Source organism: Agrobacterium bohemicum (assembly GCF_002896715.1).
GTDB lineage: Bacteria > Pseudomonadota > Alphaproteobacteria > Rhizobiales > Rhizobiaceae > Agrobacterium > Agrobacterium bohemicum.
Map to the genome: position 1 here is coordinate 205339 of NZ_PGEL01000023.1, position 19467 is coordinate 224805.

Sequence of the window (19467 nt, forward strand, 5' to 3'; positions counted from 1 at the left end):
CGCGCGCTCATCCGAAATTGATGGCGATGCTGGCGACAAGTCGCGCTATGAAGGCACCTTGATTGCTCAAGGCTTGACGAAGACCTACAATACGCGCCGCGTCGTCAACGGTGTGTCGCTCGTCGTTCGCCGTGGTGAAGCTGTTGGCCTTCTTGGACCAAACGGTGCCGGCAAGACGACCTGTTTCTACATGATCACCGGCCTCGTTCCTGTCGACTCCGGCAAGATTGCCATCAATGGCAATGATGTTACCAACATGCCCATGTATCGCCGTGCGCGATTGGGCGTAGGCTATCTGCCACAGGAAGCATCCATTTTTCGCGGATTGACGGTCGAAGAGAATATCCGCGCCGTTCTGGAAGTCCACGAGCGCGACGNAAAAAAGCGAAATCGCAAGCTTGATGAACTCCTGGAAGAGTTCCATATCTCGCAATTGCGCAAATCGCCAGCAGTCGCTCTCTCTGGCGGTGAGCGCCGACGGCTGGAAATTGCCCGCGCCCTGGCGACGGACCCGACCTTCATGCTGCTGGACGAGCCTTTTGCTGGCGTTGACCCTATTTCCGTTAGCGACATTCAAAACCTAGTGCGCCATCTTACAGCGCGCGGCATCGGTGTTCTGATCACTGACCATAATGTGCGCGAAACATTGGGCTTGATCGACCGAGCCTACATTATCCATGCCGGTGAAGTACTGACACACGGCCGCGCGTCGGAGATCGTCAACAATGCTGACGTTCGACGCCTGTATCTGGGTAATAATTTCAGCCTGTAACGGGCGAGATATAAAAATAGCCACTCAAAATATGCAGGCGGCAAAGATTCTTCCAACTCTCTCAACAGTTGAGCTTGACCAAACAAGAATAAAAAGCAATTTTTGGGCCAGTTCAGACTTTGCCGCCTGGAATTTTAGAAAATACGGGTGATAAAGGGGTTTATGGGAGTTTAGCGTCCACCATGGCCTTGTCCGCCAGTCTATTGCTGCGTCAGAGCCAGTCTCTGGTCATGACCCCGCAACTGATGCAGTCCATCCAGCTGCTTCAGATGACGCATATCGAACTCACGCAATTCATCGCGCAGGAAGTCGAAAAGAATCCTCTGCTTGAAATAGTGGCAAATGATAGCGAGTTAGGCGGCTCTCCCGCTGCCCATTCGGAGGGTTTTGATGAATCCAGCCCGGCTCCTGAGCAGTTTGCCGAGAGCCCGCCCGATCCTGAAGAATGGTATGGAGACCGGGCGAGCAGCCTGAACGAACAGCTCGATACGAGTTTCGAAAACGNTTTCCAGGACGATAGCGCGCAGTCAAAGGCGGACGCACCTGAGCTCATCGGCCAATGGAAGTCCATGCCGGGTGCAGATTCCGCGGAGGCTTATGATCTCGATGACTTCGTCGCCAGCAAGCTGACCCTTCGCGACCATATCGGCCAGCAACTGCCCTTCACGGTCTCCTCGCCCCGAGACCGTTTGATTGCTGATGCGCTTCTCGATCACCTGGAGGAGACCGGCTACATACCTGCAAAGGCGCTGGATGATGTTTCGGATCAGCTGGGTAAAGCCATTGGCGACGTTGAAAACGTTCTCACTCTTCTGCAGACACTTGATCCACCTGGTANTTTTTCAAGGACGCTTTGTGAATGCCTCTCCATTCAGCTTGCGCAAAAAGACCGTCTTGACCCGGCAATGCGTGCATTTGTCGGTAATCTCGAGCTTCTGGCCAAACGCGATTTTGTCTCGCTCAAACGCCTGTGTGGCGTTGGCGAAGAAGATCTTCTGGATATGCTGGCCGAAATCCGTTCGCTCAATCCACGGCCCGGTGCAGGTTTCGAGACCGGAATTTCGGAAATCATTGTTCCTGATATCATCGTCAGACCCGCAAGCGATGGCAGTTGGCTCATCGAGTTGAACCCGGAGACCTTGCCGCGTGTACTGGTCAACCAAACATATTTCTCACAGGTTTCAAAAATCAAGGCGCGCGGTGGCGAGGACGGTGAGTTCCTGTCCGAATGCATGCAAACCGCCAGCTGGCTGACCCGCAGCCTTGACCAGCGCGCCAAGACGATCATGAAAGTGGCCAGCGAAATCGTGCGTCAGCAGGATGCTTTTCTTGTGCATGGCGTTGATCATTTGCGTCCGCTCAATTTGAAGCAGGTGGCTGATGCCATCAAGATGCATGAGTCCACCGTGAGCCGCGTCACATCGCGCAAATACATGCTGACANCCCGCGGGTTATTCGAACTCAAATATTTCTTCAGTGTTTCCATCGGTTCGGTTGANGGGGGTGATAGCCACTCCGCGGAGGCGGTGCGCCATCGCATCAAGATCATGATCTCGCAAGAAGCACCTGATAGAGTTCTGTCGGATGACGAAATCGTCGAAAACCTGNAAAAAAACGGTGTTGATCTGGCGCGACGAACAGTCGCAAAATATCGTGAAGCGATGAATATTCCCTCGTCCGTGCAAAGGCGGCGAGAGAAAAAAGCAATGGCCAAAGCTGCGACCGCCTAACCAAATATTAATATATTTCAAACTGTTAATAATGTTAATTGACTCTTCATGCCGCCAAGGCTAGAAGCTCGCCGCACGGGTGGCAGGGGGCCATCAACGTTAAAGTGTTCGTTGTGCCAAGGTACCAAACCGGAATGAGACCGAAAGAGTCTCGAAACGCTTGGATGAGCGCTTGGCTTGACGTAAGCTGGTATACGCAAATCACTGAAGAAGGAAAAATTCCATGAGTGTGCGTGTATCTGGTAAGCATATGGATATCGGCGAATCGTTCCGTCAAAGGATCGAGGAAAACATCAGCCTGGCCATTACCAAATACTTTGACNGGGGGTATTCCGGTCAAGTGACTGTAGAGAAGTCGGGGCCACGTTTCTCGAGCGACTGCAAAATCCATCTCGATACAGGGGTTGTGTTGCATGCTGCGGGCGAGGCCAACGATCCACAGGCAAGTTTCGATGCGGCAGCTGCGCGAATTGNAAAGCGGCTTCGCAGATACAAGAGAAAGCTGAAGGATCACCATAACGGTGCTTCCGCCAACAGTATTCTCGAAGAATTTCCCTACACGGTCATGGACGCCGTGCCGGATGAAGATGACGAAGTGCCTGAAGATTTCGCACCGACAATCGTTGCTGAAACCTCAAAGCAGGTGAAAACGATGACGGTCGCAAGTGCGGTGATGGCGCTTGATATGACAGACGAGCCGGTGTTGCTGTTTCGCAGCCCTGCCAAGGAACTGAATATCGTTTACCGCCGTAACGATGGAAACATCGGTTGGATCGACGCGGCGACGATAAAGAGCTGAAGAGTCTGACNAAGCGAAAGGAAGTGCGCCCCGCACGGGCCGCACTTCCTGATCGTTTCGATGACATGAAGGATAAAGAGAATGGCGTTGGCAGATTTGCTGCAACAAGATGCAATTATTCCCGCCCTTAAGGTCAATTCCAAAAAGCAACTCCTTCAGGAACTGGCGGCGAAAGCTGCGCGGATCACTGGAGTGCCGGAACGGGAAGTTTTCGACGTCATATTGCAGCGTGAGCGGCTTGGCTCGACAGGTGTCGGCCACGGTATCGCTATTCCGCATGGNAAACTGGCCAGCATCAACTCCATCGTCGGCGTCTTTGCACGCCTCGATAATCCTGTTGATTTCGAAGCGCTAGACGACCAGCCGGTCGACCTCGTCTTTCTTCTACTAGCACCTGAAGGTGCTGGCGCTGATCATCTGAAAGCGCTTTCCCGTATTGCCCGTGTACTGCGGGATCCTGAATTGGTAGCCAAGCTTCGTGCCACTGATTCGGATACTGCCATCTACACCTTCCTCAATCAGGAACAGGCAACCGCCGCCTGATATGGCTGGCGAAGACCCAACCAAATCTCCAAACGTGGCACACAACCAGACGCGCGGCGTGAGCGAAGACAACCTCCCTGTTTTTGCGCCCGCGCTGAAACAGCAGATGGCCTTTTCATTAGGCTGGTCTGAGCGGGTAACAAATCTTCCTCGCTGGAAGGAGATTGCTCGCGCCAAACTATGGGAACTTACCCTCCNAAATCCGATACAGACGGATTTTGCCTCCGAAATTATAGATGAGGTGGATCGCGGAGCTTATGTCGCCCGCAAGGTGGCGTTTAATCTTACGAACGACAGTCGCGTCATTGCATTGTTGCTGATGCCGAAAGGCACAGGCCCGTTCCCTGCTGCCGTGATGTACCACGACCATGGGTCGATGTTCGATATCGGCAAGGAAAAGCTGATCAAAAGCTGGGATGACGAGGCCAGGCTACAAACGTCCAAGACATGGGCGGAGAGATTTTTCTCTGGGCGATATCCGGCTGACGCGCTTGCCCGCCGAGGTTACGTCGTGCTGGCAACAGATGTATTGGGCTGGTCCGATCGTGGGCCACTAACCTATGATGCGCAACAGGCGCTTGCGGCAAATTTCTTCAATATGGGAAGCTCTCTGGCCGGTCTCATGGCGTTCGAGGACACGCGGGCAGCAGATTTTCTGGCGAGCCTACCGCAGGTCGATCAGCAGCGGCTAGCGGCGGTTGGCTTCTCCATGGGTGCATTCCGGGCATGGCAGGCCGTAGCGCTGAGCGACAGGATCAAAGCGACCGTAGCCGTCAACTGGATGGCGACGGCAGAAGGGCTGATGGTGACGGGAAACAATCAGTTACGGGGCGGATCCGCGTGGCACATGACCCATCCGGGCCTGCTGCAATATCTGGACTACCCCGATGTTGCGAGCCTTGCCGCACCAAACCCGATGCTGATCTTCGCCGGAGCGACGGATACACTCTTTCCCCCTGCATCGGTAAAAGACGCGTTCGAAAAAATGCGGTCAGTTTGGGAAGCATGGAACGCGCTGGATCGCCTCGAAACCAAACTATGGCCAGGCGGTCATGTCTTTACGGCTGATCAACAGGATTATGCCTATGACTGGCTCAATCGCCAATTCGGCATGTAACGGGTCCATCATTCCAGCTAACAGTTGGAATGATGGACACTGTTTCGTCAGGCGTCCTTCTCGTTGACGCTGCTGGTACCGGGTTCCGCTGCTGCTTGCGCTTCGCCCTTCGGGCCGCCCTTGGCAACGCCCACCATCGCAGGACGCAGAACGCGATCGCCAATTGTGAAGCCAGCTTGCACCACTTGCACGACCGTATTGTTCGGGACTGCCGTATTTGGAATCTCAAACATGGCCTGATGGAAATTAGGGTCGAATTTTTCGCCTTCGACAGTCATCTTGCGCACGCCGTGGCGCTCGAGCGCCGAGAGCATCGACCGCTCGGTCATGTCAACGCCTTCGATCACACCGGCGATCGCAGCATCAGCGTTTTCTTTCAGCTCTGGTGGAATGGTTTCCAAGGCTCTGCGCAGATTGTCTGAAACCGCCAGCATATCGCGGGCAAAGCCAGAGACGGAGTAGGCTTTCGCGTCCTTCACCTCACGCTCGGTGCGGCGGCGTAGATTGTCCATTTCTGCGGCGAGGCGCAGAAATTTGTCACGCAAATCTGCATTTTCTGCTTTCAGCACCTCAACGGCATCAGGCTCGGCCTGCTCGGGCGCATCGTTCTCAACTGTTGCACCTTCGGCTCCCTCGTCAACGAGGTCCGCGTCAGGTCCGGCTTTGTTGGTCTTATCGGTCATGACGTTACTCCAGCTTTGCATATGTTCATGGCTTGCGCCCGATATCGAACTTTGCCATGCGAAAATCAAGGCTTGCGGGGAAAAGCGCCACTTTTTCGACCAGTGTTTTTAGAATCAGCGCCGTTTGTTCGAAAGCCGAGCCATGATTTGCGCGGTATAATCCACCATGGGGACGATGCGTGAGTAATTCAGCCGCGTCGGACCAATGACGCCGACAGCCCCAACCACCCTATTATCATCGTCTCGATAGGGTGCAACGATAAGCGACGAACCCGATAGTGAAAAGAGCTTGTTCTCAGAGCCGATGAAAATCCGGACGCCGGAACCGGTTTCGGCCAGATTGAGAACTTCGATCAGATTGTCCTTGCGCTCCAGATCATCGAACAGCAGGCGAACGCGGTCGATATCCTCCTCGCCAGCCAGCCCTTCCAGAAGATTGGATCGTCCGCGCACAATCAGACGGCCCAGCTTGTCCTCATTATCGCCGGACCAGACCGCCAGCCCACGCTCCACCAGATCCTGCGCCAAAGTGCTAAGTGCGGTTTGAAGCTCGGTCTTCTGTTGCAAAAGTTGCGTGCGCAATTCCGGCAAGGTCTGGCCCGACAGATGCGCATTGATGAAGTTTGCCGCTTCCGTGAGTTGTGACGAGGTAATGCCGGCAGGCAGGTCGATGATGCGGNTTTCAACCTGATTGTGATCACCCACCAGAATGGCAAGGCCTTTGGTCGGCTCCAGCCGAATAAACTCCACATGCTTCAACACAGCATCGCTTTTGGTCGTCAGAACGAGCCCCGCGCCCCGCGACATGCCCGACAACATGCGGCTGGCTTCTGTCAGTAACCCCTCAATGGGCTGCTCACGTCCGGAAACAGGGCCAATCTGCCGATCGATGCTGGCGCGTTGCTCCTCTGGCAGGTCACCCACCTGCATGAAAGCATCCACGAAGAACCGCAGCCCCGTCTGTGTCGGCAGGCGGCCTGCGCTGATATGCGGCGAATAGATAAGCCCCAATTCCTCCAGATCGCTCATCACGTTGCGCACGGATGCAGGAGACAGCGACATGGGCAACACGCGTGACAGACTACGTGATCCCAGCGGTTCGCCGTTTTCGAGGTAGCCTTCAACGATGCGGCGGAATATTTCGCGCGAACGATCATCCAGAAGCGCACCCGGTTCTTTTCCGATTGGAGGAGAGATGCTCATTGCGTCCGTTCTTCATCCCGTCAGTTCATCAATGGAATATAGTCGCTCGTGCGCTTAAGTAAAAACGGAAATTCCGTATCTGCCTTGCGCGTACCCGCTTTTCCTTTGCAAATCGGTCGGCGCAGCCTTAGAAGGCGGAGATCAAAACGGAGACGAACCATATGCGGCCTTCAGGCAGAAAAACCGATCAGATGCGCAAAGTTTCCTTTGAGCGCAATTTCTCCAAGCACGCAGAGGGTTCCTGTCTGGTCAAATTTGGCGATACGCACGTTCTCGTCACCGCCAGCCTTGAAGAAAAGACGCCACCATGGCTGCGCAACAGCGGCAAGGGCTGGGTCACTGCCGAATACGGCATGCTGCCCCGCTCGACCCATGAGCGCATGCGCCGCGAAGCCGCTTCCGGCAAGCAGGGTGGCCGCACACAGGAAATCCAGCGTCTCATCGGTCGCTCATTGCGCGCCGTGGTCGATCTTCAGGCGCTGGGTGAGCGCCAAATCAGCATTGACTGCGATGTCATTCAGGCAGATGGCGGAACACGTACCGCCTCCATCACCGGCGCATGGATTGCCCTTCACGATTGCTTGAAATGGATGGAAACCCGCAACATGATCAAGGTCGAGAAGGTCCTGAAAGACCATATCGCCGCCATTTCCTGCGGTATCTTCGCCAGCCAGCCGGTGATCGATCTCGATTACTTGGAAGATTCCTCGGCCGAAACCGACGCGAATTTCGTCATTACCGGCTCCGGTGGCATCGTTGAAATTCAGGGCACGGCCGAAGGCGCACCCTTCAGCGAAGACGAATTCCTTACCCTGCTCGGTCTTGCCAAGACCGGCTGTGCGGAACTCGTTGAGCTACAAAAGCAAACGATTGCCTGAGCGAGGACGCCAAACCATGCGCAAACTCGACACCAGAACCATCGTCGTTGCCAGCCACAACAAGGGCAAGATTGCCGAAATTGCCGATCTGATCGGTCCTCTCGGCTTTTCTGCAAAGTCTGCGGCAGAGTTGAATTTCGCCGAGCCCGATGAAACCGGCACGACCTTCGAGGAAAACGCCGCCATCAAGGCACTGGCGTCTGCGCACGCCTCAGGATTGCCCTCGCTTTCCGATGATAGTGGTCTGGTGATCGATGCACTTGACGGCGCACCCGGTGTCTACACCGCCAATTGGGCAGAGACGGCAGACGGCACGCGTGATTTCGACATGGCAATGCAGAAGGTGGAAGACGCCTTGCAGGAACGCGGCGCGACTGATCCTTCCGCCCGCACATGCCGCTTCGTCAGTGTTCTGTGCCTGGCTTGGCCCGATGGGCACACCGAATTCTTCCGAGGCGAGATCGAAGGCGCGGTTGCATGGCCGCCGCGTGGCGCCAGCGGTTTCGGTTACGACCCGATCTTCCGGCCGGAAGGACATGAGACAACCTTCGGCGAGATGACAGCCGAGCAGAAACATGGCTGGAGGCCCGGCGATGCCCAGGCCCTGTCCCACCGCGCCCGTGCGTTCAAGACATTCGTCGAAACCTGTCTGGACGCATGATGATCGATTTTGGGAGCAGGTTCTCCCCTGNCCCCGACGCGACGATGTTGCCCGATACCGGCGAGCCCGGTTTCGGCATTTACGTGCATTGGCCCTTCTGCGCGGCTAAGTGCCCCTATTGCGATTTCAACAGCCATGTCCGCCATAAGCCGGTGGATCAGGAACGGTTTGTTGCTGCTTTCCTTCGCGAGATGGAGACGATGCGGCAATTGAGTGGCGCAAAGGTCGTCACAAGTGTTTTTCTGGGTGGTGGCACACCGTCGCTGATGAATCCGCAGACCGTTGGCGCCATTCTGGATGGCATCGCCCGTTTCTGGCATGTGCCCGATGGCATCGAAATCACCATGGAAGCCAACCCCTCCAGCGTCGAAGCCGAGCGTTTTCGGGGCTATCGCGCCGCTGGCGTCAACCGCGTGTCGATGGGCGTGCAGGCGCTGAACGACCGCGACCTGAAATTTCTGGGCCGCCTGCATGATGTGGCGGACGCGCTGAAAGCCATCCGGCTGGCCCGCGAGATTTTCCCGCGCATGTCTTTCGACCTCATCTACGCCCGCCCGAACCAGACGGTGGACGAATGGGAAAAGGAGCTTGTTGAAGCCATTTCCTATGCCGTCGATCACCTGTCGCTCTACCAACTGACCATCGAGGAAGGCACCGCCTTTTATGGTCTGCACAAGGCTGGCAAGCTGATTGTGCCGGATGGCGATCAATCCGCTCTGCTCTACGAGGCCACGCAGGAGATCACCGCCCGCCATGGCATGCCCGCCTATGAGGTGTCCAATCACGCAATGCCCGGCGCGGAAAGCCGCCATAACCTCACCTATTGGCGCTACGGCGACTATGCCGGTATCGGCCCCGGCGCGCATGGCCGCCTGACCAAAGGCGGCACTAAACTCGCGACCGCCACGGAGCGTCACCCGGAGACGTGGCTTGAGGCTGTCGAGCGTGATGGCCATGGTATTCTGGATCAGGAAGTGCTGGGCGTCGAAGAACAGTCGGACGAACTGCTGCTCATGGGCCTGCGTCTGCGCGAAGGCGTCGACCTTGCCCGCTGGAGCGATCTTTCCGGTCGTGACCTCGACCCGGACAAGGAAGACTTCCTGCTGCAACACGGCTTTATCGAGCGCATTGGCAATTCGCGCCTGCGCTGCACGCCATCCGGCATGCTGATACTGGATTCGGTGGTGGCTGATCTGGCGTGCTGATATAGTCCGTTACGCGGACGTCTCAATCGTATCCTTGTCTTTTGCCTTGCGGGCAATCTCCGCGCTTTCACGCCGCAGTGGCGCGCCGATAGGGCAGATATCCTGCACGAACCCGGTCAGGCTGTTGGCAAGCGTATCCGATACCTGTCGATAATAAACATACTTGCCCCGCTTTTCAGACGATACCAGCCCCGCATGCTCAAGCAATTGTAAATGCTGCGAAATCGACGGTTTCGACATCTCGAAACGCGCCGCGATATCACCTGCATTCATCTCGTGATGGGCGACATAGGCAAGAANTTTGCGTCTGACTGGAGAGGCAAGCGCCTCGAAAATCAACTGAATGGACATTTCTCCTCCTATCATTAATCAATTAGACAATCAACTAACTGTTGACAGGATTATAATTAGTTGATTACCTAATTGTAGAAATGAAAGAGATCAGATCATGCATATTCATTCCCAATGGGNTTTCAATTGCGCTCCCCATCACATCTGGCCGCATTTTCTCCATGCCAAAATGGACAGCTCCAAGCCTTTCCTGTTTCGCTTCGGCATTCCCAAGCCCGTCAGTTGCAAGGTTCTGGAAGGATACGGCGCGCTCGGCAACACCCGCCAGTGCACGACGGATCGCGGCACCATCGACCAGAGCATTCTCGATTATGTACCCAACCAAAAGCTTCGTTACCGCATGATCGGCAGCACCGTCTGGTGCAAGGACTGGATCGGCAATCTGGAGGGTGAATTCACCTTGGCTCCCATGGGGCCGAACCTCACCCGCGTCGAGCGCCGCAGCGAATTTGTCGCGCACGGATTATTGGCACCGATCAAGCAACTGGCACTCTGGATCGCCTTGAAACAGGCCCACCGCTATGCCTCGAAGAACTGGCGCAGATTGAGCAGCGAGGTACGAGACGCAGAACAGCAGCGGAAGGTTGTGCCATGAGGGATCTCCCACCATCGCACATCGTGGCCCGTGTTATATACTGTCTGGAAATTCTGTTCTTCGCAGCGCCCTTCTACCTGACCTACGGTCTTGCGGCCGTTATCAGCGCTCCCTTTGCGGGCTTGCTTATCCTGTTCAGTCCGGTTTGGTTTACGGCGTATCTGTTCGATGCNAATGGTGAGGTAGGGCGGGCTATTCTCGGAATTGTCGTCGTCATTGCAATAGCAACTCTGTCCTGGACCGGTGCGATCGCCCTATGGAAATTCGCAATGCTCTCGTACATTTATGNTTTCAAGGGCACGCAAGAGCTATTGAAACACCGGCGTGACTTTCGTATCGGCCTTTACTGCGGTATTGCGCCGCTCGTTTTCACCACGCTTTTCATGGCTTCCATTGTCGTCAGTGACGGTGGCTGGGCAAGTTTGCCCTTTGCCATGATTGGCGGCGGTCTGATGCTGTTCCCCGTCACCCATCTCTGGATCGCGATGAGCGGTGCAAAATGATAAGTCCAGAAAAAGTCTCACNAAAGCAGAAACGGCCAAGTTTCCTTGGCCGTTTTGTCGTCAGGCATTATTTTCGTTGATTAACCGCTTCAGCAACTCGACCTCGTGGCCGAGTTTCGTATCACCGCCGATCAATTCTTCGATCTTGCGCACGGCATGCAGAACGGTGGTGTGATCGCGTCCGCCAAACCGGCGGCCGATTTCCGGGAAGGACCGTGGCGTCAGCATTTTGGCAAGATACATGGCGATCTGGCGCGGCTTGACGATAACGCGGGTGCGGCGGTTGGAGACCAGTTCCTGGCGCGAGACATTGTAGTGTCTGGCGACTATGCGCTGGATGTCTTCGATGCGCACGCGTTTTGGCTCACCAGTGCCCACGAGATGCGCCAGAAGTTCGTCCACGCGCTCCACCGAAAGGTTCGGCTCGAAGGAGCGGCGAAAGATCAGCTGGTTGAACGCGCCTTCCAGTTCACGGCCACTGGCCGTTACGCTGCGGGCAACGTGAGACACGATTTCTTCCGGAATATCGAAAGCTGGGTCTTCCTGACGGGCGGTCGCGATACGCTGGGTCAGCATTTCGTGACGCATGTCATAATCGGGACCTTCAACTTCGATGGCCATACCACCCTGAAGACGCGAACGAACGCGCGGATCGAGCGATTCCAGTTCCCATGGCGCGCGGTCTGCGGCCACAACGACCTGTTTGGCGCTGTCCAATAGCATGTTCAGCAGATGGCAGAACTCATGCTGGATCATCTTGCCCTGAAGGAACTGCATGTCATCGATCACAAGAAGATCGATATTGCGCAACGTGTCTTTCAGCGTCAGTGCATCATTGTCACGGATTGCAGTCGCAAAACGCCACATGAAATATTCTGCTGTCAGATAGACCACACGCGGATTGCGTGGGCTGTCGATGGCAGCATTGGCGATGGCCTGCAAAAGATGCGTCTTTCCAAGACCAACGCCTGCGTGAATGAAGAGCGGATTGAAACGCACGGCGCCTGCACCGGCTTCGGCAATCGTCTTTGCAGCTGCCAGAGCCACGCGATTGGACGAGCCTTCGACAAAGGTGTCGAAGGTGAAGCGGCTATCGAGCGGCGATCCAAACAACGGACCAGAGCCCGAATGACGGGTCGCGTGACCGGATTGCGATGCGCCTGAAATCTGCCCGTTTGAAGAGGGCTGTGGCGGAATGAACGGCTTTGCACGCTGGGCTGTCGTTGCCGCGTCGGATACGGGCTGCAAACGTTCTTCGACCGGAGCTGGCCGTGCCGGGCGGCTTGCCGAACGCACCAGAATTTCCACCTTCAACACATCCGCATCCTCGCTCTGGACGAGCGTCGTGATGAGATCGATATAACGGTTGTTGATCCAGGACTTCAGAAACGTCGTCGGTACGGTAAACCGCACGACGCTCTTGGAAACGGAATGAAGCTTGAGGCGTGCAAACCAGCTTGCATAAACTTCCGGTCCGACCTGTGCCTTCAACCGCGCGCTAAAACGTTCAAACAGCGCGTCATGCTTCATATCCTGCTTTTCCCCTAAGATATCAGTACCAGCTGCATCACATGCCTTTGGCGTGCGGTCCCCACTTGCCACCGCACCCATCACCAAATTCAATTGCATATTGCCGCCTTTCAAATTGCCAATCATAGCCCGACGAACCAACGTCCATCAGGGATACCCCTCGTTTATTATTCCCTCTCGGACATTCCCCTCGAAAGATATGTCCTCAAGTCATTTGTATCACCGCGAGCCGGTTATCCCATTTCCTCTTCATCATGGAGAGGCCTGCGATTACTCAACAACTACTCCCACAACACAACTTTAACATACGCCTACCAAGGCACAGTTCTACGTTTCTGCAACCCGATGGATTGCAGCCAAACTGGCTCCGATACCTGNAAAAACGAACTCTAACAGAACTCGTCCACAAGAAGCATTTGCCTTCGATACTCAAGGATCGAGATAGCTTGTGGATAGAAATCCTTGCCCCTTGTCGAGATGCATTTAGGCAGGATCGTGTGTCGAGATCAATGGCGANTTTTCTGCGAAACCTTCGATCGGGCATTGACTCACTCAGACCANTTTGCATCGTTTAAGCGGCGGTCCGGAGAATCTGTTATGAATCAATGAGATTCAATTTCGAAGGNTTTCCACGGGCCGATTTGGCCGAAAAATAAAAATTAGCTTGACTCGATAGCTAGGCACCCTTCCGTAGCGTAAAGCTGGCGCCTTTTATTAGACCTTTTGTAAGTATTTGTTTTTGTTGATATTTATCCGTCATCGCTCTGACGCAGAAGTGTCATGCTNAAAGCTAAAATATTAACAGCGAAGNAAAAACNAAAAAAGCCCGGTCATAACGACCGGGCTTTTTATAATAATTTGTATTAGCCGGATTAGGCTGAAAGTGCCTTAACACGCTGTGCCAAACGAGACACTTTGCGATCTGCCGTGTTGCCTGGCATGACACCGCGCGTTGCGGCGCGCTGGATCTCAGGCTGTGCTACCTTCAGGGCTTCAGTCGCGACTGCGAGATCACCGGTTGCGATGGCTTCTTCGACCTTGCGGATGAAACCACGAACGCGCGAACGGCGAGCCTTGTTGACTTCAGTACGGCGAGCGATCTTGCGAGTCGCCTTTTTCGCCGAAGTTGTATTGGCCATGTATGCCTCTCTTCGAATTCAAACCAAAATCCGCAACCACAGGATCAGGTCTATCGAAGACCTCGCGTTCCAAAGAGTGCGGGAGTAATTGGAACAAGCCGGATGGCTGTTCCTAACCTTGGGCGGGCATATAACCCTAAAGCCGCTGCCCGTCAACGCGCATTTTCATCAAAAACGCTGATATTCCGAATCTGCGCTTCGATCTGACAGNAAAAAGCGGCGTGATTTTCTGTCAGATTCGTAGACTGAGACTAGCGGTTTTGAAAGGCGGGNTTTCTTTTTTCCACAAAGGCCACCATGCCCTCTTTCTGATCCTGCGTCGCAAAAAGCGACTGGAACAGACGGCGTTCAAACCGCAGACCTTCACTCAATGACACCTCGAAAGAACGGTTGATGCTTTCCTTGGCCATCAACACCGAGGCGCGAGAGAGTTTTGCGATGGTGCTTGCTGCTTCCAGCGCCTCGTCCATTAACCGCTCTTGCGGCACGATACGGGAAACCAGGCCTGCCCGCTCTGCTTCGGCAGCGTCCATCATTCGCCCCGTGAGGACGAGGTCCATGGCTTTGGCCTTGCCAACGGCCCGTGTCAGCCGCTGTGAGCCGCCCATGCCCGGGATGATGCCCAGCGTGATTTCCGGTTGGCCGAATTTTGCACTGTCGGATGCGATAATGAAATCGCACATCATGGCAAGCTCGCACCCGCCGCCCAGCGCAAAACCTGAGACGGCCGCAATGATGGGCTTGCGGCTGGCAGCCACCTCATCCCAACCACCTAGGAAATCTCCAAGATAGACATCTACAAAATCCAGTGACTGCATATCTTTGATATCGGCACCCGCGGCGAATGCTTTCGGAGAGCCGGTGATAACAACGGCGCCGATGGAATCATCGGCGGAAAACGACGTCAATATATGACGTAATTCCTTGAGAAGGGTCGAGTTCAACGCATTCAATGCCTGCGGGCGGTTGAGCGTGACGATACCGACGGCCTCGCGCTTTTCGACAATCAGCGTCTCATAATCCATGTTGAGGGTCCTCTCCCGTTATTTCTGGCAGGCAGCGCAAAAGAATGTGGAACGCCCCGCCTGCACGATGCGCTCGATTGTACCCCCGCATTCCGGCGTGCGGCAAGCATGGCCCTGTCTGTCATAGGCGGAAAAGGAATGCTGGAAGTAACCGAGCGTTCCATCTGTTTGTATGTGATCGCGTAAGGATGAGCCACCTGCCGCAATTGCGTCGGTGATCACGTCCCGGANTTTCTGGGTCAATTCGACAAGCTGGGCCTTCGGTTTACCTGTTTTCGTCACCAATGTACCAGCGGCGCGCAGAGGTGAGAGGTGAGCACGCCACAGCGCCTCGCAAACATAGATATTGCCCAGCCCGGCAATCACTTTCTGGTCCAGCAACGTGCTTTTCAGCGGCTGGCTTTTGCCACCGAAGCGGCTTGCAAGATAGTCGGCGCTCAACGCATTGCCGGTCGGTTCCGGCCCCAGTCCCACAAAGGCTGGGTAAAGATCGATATTAGACCGGTCCACAAGGTGCATGAAACCGAACCGGCGTGGGTCATTATAGATAACGCGCGCAGCCCCTTGGGCACCTCGCAAATAGAAGATCACATGGTCATGCTTTCCGTCCTTGGAGCGTGGATGATGAAAATCTCCGGGCGTTTCTACTTCAAGCGGGCTCTCTATGCGAAATGACCCGGACATGCCCAGATGGGATATGATCGTCAGCCCGCCCTCCAGCTCGATCAGCAGATATTTCGCCCTTCGCCCAAGAGAGATGATGCGCTTTCCCTCGACCAACTCCGAGAAGCCCTGCGGAAACGGAAAGCGAAGATCGGGCCGCCCGAGCTCCATCTTCTCGACCACGGCCCCTTCCATAGTTGGTGCAAGACCACGTCTGACGGTTTCGACTTCGGGCAATTCTGGCACTGGAGTTTATCCCACATGTTTGTCGCGGCGGTCTTGTGATCGAAAGCCTGCGGGCATACATGTCGCAGGCACTTTGCACCGCAACAGATAGCGTTGCATCCACCTTTCCGCTATGGTCCGTAACGCAATTAATGATGGAGACCGCTCATGACCGAAGCCCGCACGACTGCCGATGGCGGCATGGAAACCTCTTATGGCTTCCATAAGGTCGATGAAGGCCAGAAGCAGGGCATGGTCAACGAGGTCTTCCACAAGGTCGCCAAGCGCTATGATATCATGAACGACGTCATGTCGGCGGGTATGCACCGTGCCTGGAAAGATGCGATGATTTCCGCGCTGAACCCGCGCAAGGATGCCTCCTATAAGACGTTGGATGTCGCTGGCGGCACCGGCGATATCGCCTTCCGCATTATCGAAGCCTCCAATCGGCTGGCGCACTCCACCGTTCTCGATATCAACGGCTCGATGCTGGCCGTCGGTGAAGAACGGGCAGCNAAAAAGAAACTGTCCGAAAATCTGACCTTTGTGGAGGCTAATGCCGAAGAGTTGCCGTTCGAGGCAAACAGTTTCGATGCCTATACGGTCGCGTTCGGAATTCGCAACGTACCGCGCATCGATGTGGCCTTGAGCGAAGCGCACCGGGTTTTGAAGCGTGGCGGGCGTTTATTGGTGCTGGAGTTCTCCGAAGTGGACATGCCGCTTTTGGACAAGGTCTATGATGCGTGGTCGTTCAATGCCATTCCGAAGTTCGGCAAGATGATCACCGGCGATGCGGAGCCCTATCAGTATCTGGTGGAATCCATCCGCAAATTCCCTAATCAGGATGATTTCGCCGCGATGATCCGGGCGGCCGGTTTTTCGCGCGTCACATACACCAATTATACCGGTGGCATCGCCGCCCTTCATTCCGGTTGGAAGCTCTGATCAATATGGCGTTTGAGAGCAGGAAGAAGACATTCGCATGAGCACTCTTGGCGCTTATTTCCGACTTGCAAAGGTCGGCTGGGTTCTCGTGCGGGAAGGCGTCGTGCTTGCTCTGCCATCAGAAGACCTGCCGCCATCAGCGAAATTCGCGAAAGCTGTTCTCAAGCCCTTCGCCCGCAACAGAGCTAAGCGGGCCGACCGCCGCGACCGTCTGGCGACAGCAGTGGAAAGACTGGGGCCTTCTTATGTGAAGATGGGCCAGTTTCTGGCTACGCGTCCAGACGTAGTGGGCAATGACTTCGCCGACGATCTCTCGCGTTTGCAGGACCGCATGGCGTTTTTCCCGAATGCAGCGGCAAAAGCGAATATCGAGGGGTCGTTGGGACGTNCCATATCCGACCTCTTCCTCGAGTTCGGAAACCCTATCGCGGCGGCCTCGATAGCACAGGTTCACCCAGCCATTGTGCGCACCCCTACCGGACAAAAGAAGGTCGCCGTCAAGGTCATTCGTCCTGGTGTCCGGCAGCGTTTCCAGAACGATCTGGAGGCTATGTACCTTATTGCCGATCTCCAGCAACGTTTTATCCGCTCTGCCCGCCGTCTACGTCCCGTTGAGGTTACCCGCGCGCTGGAGCAGACCACCAAGATCGAAATGGATCTTCGGCTGGAAGCGGCTGCCTTATCCGAGATTGCCGAGAACACCCAAAATGATCCCGGCTTTCGGGTGCCTGAAGTAGATTGGGAACGCACGGGCCGCGATGTCGTCACCATGGAATGGATCGACGGCATCAAGATGTCGGATGTCGCGGCGCTGAAAGCTGCCGGTCACGACCTCAATGCTCTCGCCGATACACTTATTCAGTCTTTCCTGCGCCATACGTTGCGCGATGGCTTCTTCCACGCCGACATGCACCCCGGCAATCTGTTCGTTGACCCGCAAGGCATGATTGTTGCCGTGGACATGGGCATTGCCGGGCGGCTCGGCAAAAAAGAACGCAGGTTTCTTGCAGAAATTCTCTATGGCTTCATCACCCGCGATTACATGCGTGTGGCGGAGGTGCATTTTGAAGCGGGATATGTTCCCGGCCATCATGATATTGCAAGCTTCGCCCAGGCCATCCGCGCCATCGGCGAGCCAATTCACGGCCAACCCGCCGAAACCATCTCCATGGGTAAACTCCTCACCCTTCTGTTCGAAGTGACCGAGTTGTTCGACATGGAAACGCGCCCGGAACTGGTGATGCTGCNAAAGACAATGGTCGTGGTCGAGGGCGTGTCGCGCATTCTCAATCCGCGCTTCAACATGTGGAAGGCGGCAGACCCCGTTGTCAGCAACTGGATTCGTGACAATCTAGGCCCTAAACGCATCGTCACCGACCTGAAGGATGGCTTGAAGGCCGCGGTCAAACTCGCAGAGGCCGCACCTGAGATCGCTGCCAAGACAGAAAAGCTGCATGCCGATCTGGTTTATATGAGCGAACACGGCCTGCGCTTCGATGAGCGGACGGCCGAGGCAATAGGCAAGTCGGAAGCCCGCCATACTCGTTGGGCGCGAGTAGCGCTTTGGGTCATTGCACTGANCCTGANTTTTATCGCCATCAGGATCAGTTGAGACGACAACGATTCATCGCAACTTGGTTTTCAAAGATGCTTCAGGAAAGCATGTTGGCCGTATTCCGTTTTTTGCTTGCCAGTCACCCAATGAACGGCGCGTCTTGAAGCCTGCCAACCCGTCGGCTTTGCCGACGTCATAGCCTTTGGCGACGAGTGCCNTTTGCATGGCAAGCACGTCAGATCGCAGCATGGAGCCGACATCGCCCCATTTGCCCTGAAACGGCCCCGCACCATAAGCGATGCGATCTGCCAGATTGCCAATGAAGAGTGCGTACAGGTCGGAGTTATTATATTCCTTGATGACGTAGAAATTGGGCGTAACAACGAACTCAGGTCCATTGCGTCCGGCAGGCACCAGCATCATGCCATCCGCGCTCAAGTCATTGGCNGGGAATGCNTTTCCAGAGATGCGAGTAATACCCAACTTGGCCCATTCGGCCACGGGGCGTGCGAGATCGGGCCCTTCCTGTGCACACGATACATCGTCTGGTATGGAAACTTCAAAGCCCCAGTCACGATTGCGTTGCCAGCCGCGCGTGGAAAGATAGTTGGCGATGGATGCCAGCGTATCCGGCACGGAGTTCCAGATATCGCGACGGCCATCCCCATCGAAATCCACGGCATATTTCAGATAGCTTGAGGGCATGAATTGCGGCTGACCGAGTGCGCCTGCCCATGAGCCCATCANTTTCGACGCTGGAATATCGCCGCGCTCCACGATCTTCAGGGCATCGATCAGCTCGACGCGGAACATCTCCTTGCGGGTGGATGTATAGGCTTTCGTGGCCAGCACGTCAATCACGGCATTGGGCAGCTTTGCCCGCCCGAAGCCGGATTCACGACCCCAGACGGCGATTAATATATTGCCGGGAACGCCATANTTTGCCTCGATGCGCTTTAACGTTGCGGCATGGGTCGCTGCGAGCGAGCGCCCTGATGCTGCCAGCCCCTGCAAACGCTGCTCGGAAAAATAGGCGCCGGGCGAGGAAAATTCCGCCTGGCTTTGCGCCTGTTCGCTGGGTGGCTTCTGGCCGGGAATAATGAGGTCGGGCAGTTTCCAGTTGATGGAAAGGCCTGATAGTGTCGCATCAATCGTTTTCTGGGAAATGCCCGCTTTGCGCGCCTCCGGCCAGATTTCCTTTTTCAGCCATGCATTGAACTCGGCATCATATTTTGCGGCGGCGGCACCCGTTGGAACTGTTTGAGAGGATGCTGTTCCTGCGGNAAATGCGCAGATGATCGCGGCTAGAGCCGGGCCGATGAAACGTGGGCGCATGCGTCTTCCT

General features: G+C 55.4%; 18 protein-coding genes. 10 read left to right on the forward strand and 8 right to left on the reverse strand.

Going from position 1 to position 19467, the window contains the following annotated elements:
* Window positions 1-16 precede the first annotated feature (16 nt).
* The 5 genes from lptB (at window position 17) to CUC55_RS10095 (ending at window position 4961) form a co-directional block, all read left to right on the forward strand.
* Window positions 17-772, forward strand: a complete 756-nt coding sequence (gene lptB / locus CUC55_RS10075) for an LPS export ABC transporter ATP-binding protein (protein ID WP_170063860.1) — start codon at window positions 17-19, stop codon at window positions 770-772.
* 182 nt (window positions 773-954) lie between these two features.
* Window positions 955-2502: an RNA polymerase factor sigma-54 gene (gene rpoN / locus CUC55_RS10080; RefSeq protein ID WP_103087735.1), complete on the forward strand. Its 1548-nt coding sequence runs from the start codon at window positions 955-957 to the stop codon at window positions 2500-2502.
* 223 nt (window positions 2503-2725) lie between these two features.
* Window positions 2726-3301, forward strand: coding sequence for a ribosome hibernation-promoting factor, HPF/YfiA family (gene hpf / locus CUC55_RS10085; protein ID WP_103087736.1), 576 nt, complete (start codon window positions 2726-2728; stop codon window positions 3299-3301).
* A gap of 81 nt (window positions 3302-3382) precedes the next feature.
* The gene (ptsN, locus tag CUC55_RS10090; protein ID WP_067649605.1) at window positions 3383-3844 is read left to right on the forward strand and encodes a PTS IIA-like nitrogen regulatory protein PtsN; all 462 of its coding nucleotides are present in this window, start codon (window positions 3383-3385) and stop codon (window positions 3842-3844) included.
* Between the two features lie 106 nt (window positions 3845-3950).
* Window positions 3951-4961 carry a dienelactone hydrolase family protein gene (locus tag CUC55_RS10095; protein WP_425352813.1) on the forward strand — a complete coding sequence of 337 codons (1011 nt, stop codon included), beginning with the start codon at window positions 3951-3953 and terminating at the stop codon, window positions 4959-4961.
* A gap of 47 nt (window positions 4962-5008) precedes the next feature.
* Here CUC55_RS10095 and grpE read toward each other — a convergent pair whose 3' ends face one another.
* Together grpE and hrcA are read right to left on the reverse strand one after the other, a co-directional pair.
* Window positions 5009-5644 carry a nucleotide exchange factor GrpE gene (gene grpE / locus CUC55_RS10100; protein ID WP_067649610.1) on the reverse strand — a complete coding sequence of 212 codons (636 nt, stop codon included), beginning with the start codon at window positions 5642-5644 and terminating at the stop codon, window positions 5009-5011.
* Between the two features lie 114 nt (window positions 5645-5758).
* Window positions 5759-6847, reverse strand: a complete 1089-nt coding sequence (gene hrcA, locus CUC55_RS10105; protein ID WP_103087738.1) for a heat-inducible transcriptional repressor HrcA — start codon at window positions 6845-6847, stop codon at window positions 5759-5761.
* A 161-nt stretch (window positions 6848-7008) separates the two neighbouring features.
* On the opposite strand from hrcA, the gene rph reads away from it, so the two are divergent.
* The 3 genes from rph to hemW are packed head-to-tail and all read left to right on the forward strand — an operon-like array spanning window position 7009 to window position 9591.
* Window positions 7009-7725 carry a ribonuclease PH gene (gene rph / locus CUC55_RS10110; RefSeq protein ID WP_067649614.1) on the forward strand — a complete coding sequence of 239 codons (717 nt, stop codon included), beginning with the start codon at window positions 7009-7011 and terminating at the stop codon, window positions 7723-7725.
* Window positions 7726-7741: 16 nt separating this feature from the next.
* Window positions 7742-8386 carry an RdgB/HAM1 family non-canonical purine NTP pyrophosphatase gene (gene rdgB, locus CUC55_RS10115; RefSeq protein WP_067649617.1) on the forward strand — a complete coding sequence of 215 codons (645 nt, stop codon included), beginning with the start codon at window positions 7742-7744 and terminating at the stop codon, window positions 8384-8386.
* Window positions 8386-9591, forward strand: a complete 1206-nt coding sequence (hemW, locus tag CUC55_RS10120; RefSeq protein WP_103087803.1) for a radical SAM family heme chaperone HemW — start codon at window positions 8386-8388, stop codon at window positions 9589-9591. The genes rdgB and hemW overlap by 1 nt, the downstream gene beginning before the upstream one ends.
* Window positions 9592-9600: 9 nt before the next feature.
* On the opposite strand, the gene CUC55_RS10125 is transcribed toward hemW, so the two are convergent.
* The 5 genes from CUC55_RS10125 to mutM all read right to left on the reverse strand — a co-directional run bounded on the left by CUC55_RS10125 (window position 9601) and on the right by mutM (window position 15643).
* A complete protein-coding gene (locus CUC55_RS10125) occupies window positions 9601-9957 on the reverse strand; it encodes a metalloregulator ArsR/SmtB family transcription factor (protein WP_425352806.1) in 357 nt (118 codons plus the stop codon).
* 1143 nt (window positions 9958-11100) lie between these two features.
* Window positions 11101-12570, reverse strand: coding sequence for a chromosomal replication initiator protein DnaA (gene dnaA / locus CUC55_RS10140; protein ID WP_425352213.1), 1470 nt, complete (start codon window positions 12568-12570; stop codon window positions 11101-11103).
* An 872-nt stretch (window positions 12571-13442) separates the two neighbouring features.
* Complete coding sequence (rpsT, locus tag CUC55_RS10145; protein ID WP_067649628.1) at window positions 13443-13709, reverse strand: 30S ribosomal protein S20; 267 nt, start codon at window positions 13707-13709, stop codon at window positions 13443-13445.
* Between the two features lie 251 nt (window positions 13710-13960).
* Window positions 13961-14734, reverse strand: a complete 774-nt coding sequence (locus CUC55_RS10150; RefSeq protein ID WP_103087740.1) for an enoyl-CoA hydratase — start codon at window positions 14732-14734, stop codon at window positions 13961-13963.
* A gap of 18 nt (window positions 14735-14752) precedes the next feature.
* A complete protein-coding gene (mutM, locus tag CUC55_RS10155) occupies window positions 14753-15643 on the reverse strand; it encodes a bifunctional DNA-formamidopyrimidine glycosylase/DNA-(apurinic or apyrimidinic site) lyase (RefSeq protein ID WP_103087741.1) in 891 nt (296 codons plus the stop codon).
* A gap of 147 nt (window positions 15644-15790) precedes the next feature.
* Between mutM and ubiE the strand changes: the two genes are divergently transcribed.
* A complete protein-coding gene (gene ubiE, locus CUC55_RS10160; RefSeq protein WP_067649635.1) occupies window positions 15791-16567 on the forward strand; it encodes a bifunctional demethylmenaquinone methyltransferase/2-methoxy-6-polyprenyl-1,4-benzoquinol methylase UbiE in 777 nt (258 codons plus the stop codon).
* 37 nt (window positions 16568-16604) lie between these two features.
* A complete protein-coding gene (ubiB, locus tag CUC55_RS10165) occupies window positions 16605-18179 on the forward strand; it encodes a 2-polyprenylphenol 6-hydroxylase (protein ID WP_103087742.1) in 1575 nt (524 codons plus the stop codon).
* Between the two features lie 12 nt (window positions 18180-18191).
* On the opposite strand, the gene CUC55_RS10170 is transcribed toward ubiB, so the two are convergent.
* Window positions 18192-19457: a lytic murein transglycosylase gene (locus CUC55_RS10170; RefSeq protein WP_103087743.1), complete on the reverse strand. Its 1266-nt coding sequence runs from the start codon at window positions 19455-19457 to the stop codon at window positions 18192-18194.
* Window positions 19458-19467: the final 10 nt, after the last annotated feature.